We start from the raw sequence: 3640 nt of genomic DNA, 5'->3' as shown, positions 1-3640 counted from the left end.
CATTCGAGCGCGCCGTTGTAGAGCGGGATCTTGCGCGAGGTCTGCAGCCGGATCAGCTTGGGCAGCCGCGTGTCGGCCGAGAGGAACCAGCAGCTCCAGCCGGCGAAGCGCTGCTTCAGGGCGTCGCCCAGCGCGGGATAGAAGGCCGCGAGTTCCTCTTCGCTGCCGAGCCGTTCGCCATAGGGCGGATTGGCCACCAGCACGCCCGCCGGCGCCGGCGCCGGGCGTTTCAGCAGGTCGGCCCGTTCCAGCGTGACCAGATCGTCGAGGCCCGCACCGGCCAGGTTCTGCCGCGTGCGGGCTACCGCATCGGCGTCGATGTCGCTGCCAAACAGCGGCAGGGCGGTCGCCTCGCGCCGGCGCTCCGCGGCTTCCCGCTGCAGCTTGCGCCAGAGGCCGGCGTCGAAGGTCTTGAGGTGTTCGAAGCCGAAATCGCCGGGCTCGCGCGACAGTCCCGGCGCATCGTCGAGGGACATCTGCGCCGCTTCGAGCAGGAAGGTGCCGCTGCCACACATCGGATCGAGCAAGGGCGTGCCCGGTTGCCAGCCGGAAAGGCGCAGGATCCCGGCTGCGAGGTTTTCCTTGAGCGGCGCGCCGACCTTGGCCAGCTTGTGGCCGCGCACGTAGAGCGGTTCGCCGGACGTGTCGAGATAGAGCGTGGCCTGCTGGTCGGTGACGAACAGGTGGATGCGCACTTCGGGGTTTTTGGTATTGACGCTGGGCCGCCGTCCGGTATCGGCGCGGAAACGATCGCAGACCGCGTCCTTGACCTTCAGCGTGATGAACTCGATGCTCTTCAGCGGCGAGCGGATCGCCGTGACATAGACGCGAATCGAGCGATCCACCGAAAACAGCTTCGACCAGTCAGCGTCGTAGGCCATCCGGTAGATGTCGGCTTCGCTGCGATAGCCGCCGTGCGCGATGCGCCACAGGACCCGCGTCGCGATGCGCGATTCGAGGTTGATGCGGTAGCCCGTCTCGAGGCTGCCGTTGCAGCCGGCGCCGCCCGGGACGACGGCGACATCCTTGCCGCCGGCGTCGGCGAGGTCTTCGGCGAGCAGGGCTTCGAGGCCGCGCGGGCAGGTGGCGAAATAGTGGTTCATGCTCAGAACGGCTTCACCACGGCAAGGATGCAGATTGCCACCAGCACCAGCACCGGCACCTCGTTGAAGAAGCGGAACCAGACATGCGTCCTGGTCGATCTGCCGCCGGTGAATTCGGCGAGCAGCTTCCCGCACCAGAGGTGATACCCGGCGAGGACGATGACCAGCGCCGTCTTCGCATGCAGCCAACCGCCGGCGAAGCCGAAACCGAACCACAGCCAAAGTCCCAGCGCGATCGCCAGCACGCCGAGCGGCGTGATGAAGCGATAGAGCTTCCCCGCCATCAGCAGCAGGCGCTCGCGTTCGGCACGGCTGTCGGCCGGGACCATGGCGAGGTTCACGAAAATTCGCGGCAGGTAGAAAAGCCCGGCGAACCAGCTCACGACGAAGACGATGTGGAAGGCCTTTACCCAGAGCATGATGCTTCCTCTCCAACGGCTTGCGGGAGTGCCGCCGCGACAGTCGGGTAGCGCAGGCCCAGGCGCAACTCGCGTTTCATCCGCGTGTTGTCGAGGCGGCGCGACTCGTTCATGAACGACCACTGCAGCGGCGGTACCGCGCGCCGCACCTCCTCGCGCGGCAGGCGCGGGGCGCGCGGCAGCGCGAAGGCGTCGGCCAGCGCGTCGAACCATTCGCCCATCGCCAGCGACGAGTCGTCATTGATGTTGTACACGCGGTTGGCACGGCCGCGGACCAGTGCGGCGATGCAGGCGCGACCGAGGTCGTCGGCGTGGATGTGGTTGGTATGGCTGTCTTCGCCATGCAGCATGAGCGGCAGGCCCTTGTGCAGCCGTTCCAGCGGCAGGCGGTCGGCCGCATAGATGCCCGGCGCGCGCAGGATGCTGACGCGGCATAGACCGCGTTCCTCGCGGCCGAAGCGGCGCAGGCGATTTTCCGCATCGACCCGCCGTGCCGCCCGCGCCGACTGTGCGGCGGGCGTTCGCGTCTCGCTGACCCGCGCGCCGCCGCAATCGCCATAGACGCCGCTGGTGCTGATGTAGACAAGTTGGCGTGGTAGACTTTTGCCGCGTTGCAGGACGGCAATCAGGTTCCGCGTGCGCGGGTCGCCTGTCCCTTGCGACGGCGGCGGCGCGCTGTGGATCACCGCATCGGAGACGCCGGCCAGCCGTGCCAAGGTGTCGGGCCGGTCGAGATCGCCCTCGATCTGCGTGACGCCCAGCGCTGCCAGTTGCGGATCGCGTTGGCGTACCAGTGCCAGCACATGCCAGCGCTGCACGAGTTGCGGCAGCGCGCGGCGCATCACGTCACCGCAACCAATGATCAGCAATCTTCGCATCGGACAATTATCGCATGGCCCCAGCCACCTCATTTCGCGTCACGCTCCAACCCAGCGGGCACAGCTTCACCACCGATGGCAGCGACTCCGTGCTGCAGGCGGCGCTCGACGCCGGCCTGACCCTGCCCTATGGCTGCCGCAACGGCGCCTGCGGCGCGTGCAAGGGCCGCGTCATTGACGGACTTGTTGATCACGGCCTGGCCCAGGAGCAGGCCCTGCCGACGGCGGATCGCGTCAGCGGTCTCGCGCTATTCTGCTGCGCCAAGCCGCTCTCCGACCTGGTGCTCGAATGCCGAGAAGTGGGCACGGCGAAGGACATTCCGGTCAAGATCATGCCTTGCCGGGTGCAGAAGATCGAGCGCGTGGCCGACGATGTGATCGTGCTGAGCCTCAAATTGCCGGCCAACGAGCGCCTGCAGTTTCTTGCCGGCCAGTACATCGAGTTCCTTCTCAAGGATGGCAAGCGACGGGCGTTCTCGATCGCCAATGCGCCGCATGACGACGGCTTCCTGCAACTGCATATCCGCCTGATCGCCGGCGGCGAATTCACCGGGCATGTCTTCGGCGCGATGAAGGAGAAGGATATCCTGCGCTTCCAGGGGCCCTACGGCAGCTTCTTCCTGCGCGAGGAATCGACCAAGCCGATGATTCTGCTCGCCGGCGGCACGGGCTTTGCGCCGATCAAGGCGCTGGTGGAACACGCCATTCACCAGAACATCACGCGACCGATGGAAATCTACTGGGGTGCGCGCAACCGTGCCGGGCTCTATCTGCCTGATCTTCCCCGGGAATGGGCGGCGGCGCACAGCCATATCTGCTATGTGCCGGTGCTGTCCGACGCGACCGCGCAGGACGCATGGCAGGGGCGCACGGGCTTGGTGCATCGCGCCGTGCTGGAGGACCACGCCGATCTCTCTCCGTATCAGGTCTACGCCTGCGGTGCGCCGGCCATGATCGACGCGGCACGCGCCGAGTTCGCCGAGCGGGGTTTGCCGGTCGAAGAGTTTTTCGCCGACGCTTTCACCTTTGCACCGGTGGCAAGCCCAGCCGTTCCCGCCTGACGGGACTCGCCGCGCCGACTCGCCGTAGCGCCAGCGCCGACTCCTGGGCTATTCGCCGAGGTAGGCGGTGCGCACGCGCGAATCGGCGAGCAGCGCGGCGGAGCTATCCGCCAGTGTGATCAGTCCGCTTTCCATCACATAGCCGCGCGAGCAGACTTCCAGTGCGAGTCTCGCGTTCT

The 3640-nt window shown here is 66.9% G+C and carries 4 protein-coding genes; 1 reads left to right on the top strand and 3 read right to left on the bottom strand.

Annotation, left to right across the window (positions count from 1 at the left end; all coding sequences use genetic code 11):
* The 3 genes from WC493_RS22230 to WC493_RS22220 form a co-directional block, all read right to left on the bottom strand.
* A partial coding sequence (locus tag WC493_RS22230) for a class I SAM-dependent RNA methyltransferase (RefSeq protein WP_373068645.1) occupies positions 1-1103 on the bottom strand: 1103 nt, incomplete at its 3' end.
* Positions 1104-1105: 2 nt separating this feature from the next.
* Positions 1106-1522, bottom strand: coding sequence for a CopD family protein (locus WC493_RS22225; protein ID WP_373068643.1), 417 nt, complete (start codon positions 1520-1522; stop codon positions 1106-1108).
* Positions 1510-2400, bottom strand: coding sequence for an NAD-dependent epimerase/dehydratase family protein (locus tag WC493_RS22220; RefSeq protein WP_373068641.1), 891 nt, complete (start codon positions 2398-2400; stop codon positions 1510-1512). The genes WC493_RS22225 and WC493_RS22220 overlap by 13 nt, the downstream gene beginning before the upstream one ends.
* A 14-nt stretch (positions 2401-2414) precedes the next feature.
* On the opposite strand from WC493_RS22220, the gene WC493_RS22215 reads away from it, so the two are divergent.
* Positions 2415-3461: a CDP-6-deoxy-delta-3,4-glucoseen reductase gene (locus tag WC493_RS22215; RefSeq protein ID WP_373068639.1), complete on the top strand. Its 1047-nt coding sequence runs from the start codon at positions 2415-2417 to the stop codon at positions 3459-3461.
* Positions 3462-3640 lie beyond the last annotated feature (179 nt).

Origin of the sequence: Zavarzinia sp., assembly GCF_041650655.1 — a bacterium.
In the GTDB taxonomy this organism is placed as follows: Bacteria; Pseudomonadota; Alphaproteobacteria; order Zavarziniales; family Zavarziniaceae; genus Zavarzinia.
Note: the sequence above shows the minus strand (reverse complement) of the source record. Positions and strands in the feature narration are given on the sequence as shown.

What these genes read in the sequence shown, in the direction of transcription:
- WC493_RS22225 (WP_373068643.1), bottom strand. Translation starts at nt 1,522, where the DNA reads ATGCTCTGGGTAAAGGCCTTCCACATCGTCTTCGTCGTGAGCTGGTTC.
- WC493_RS22220 (WP_373068641.1), bottom strand. Translation starts at nt 2,400, where the DNA reads ATGCGAAGATTGCTGATCATTGGTTGCGGTGACGTGATGCGCCGCGCG.
- WC493_RS22215 (WP_373068639.1), top strand. Translation starts at nt 2,415, where the DNA reads ATGGCCCCAGCCACCTCATTTCGCGTCACGCTCCAACCCAGCGGGCAC.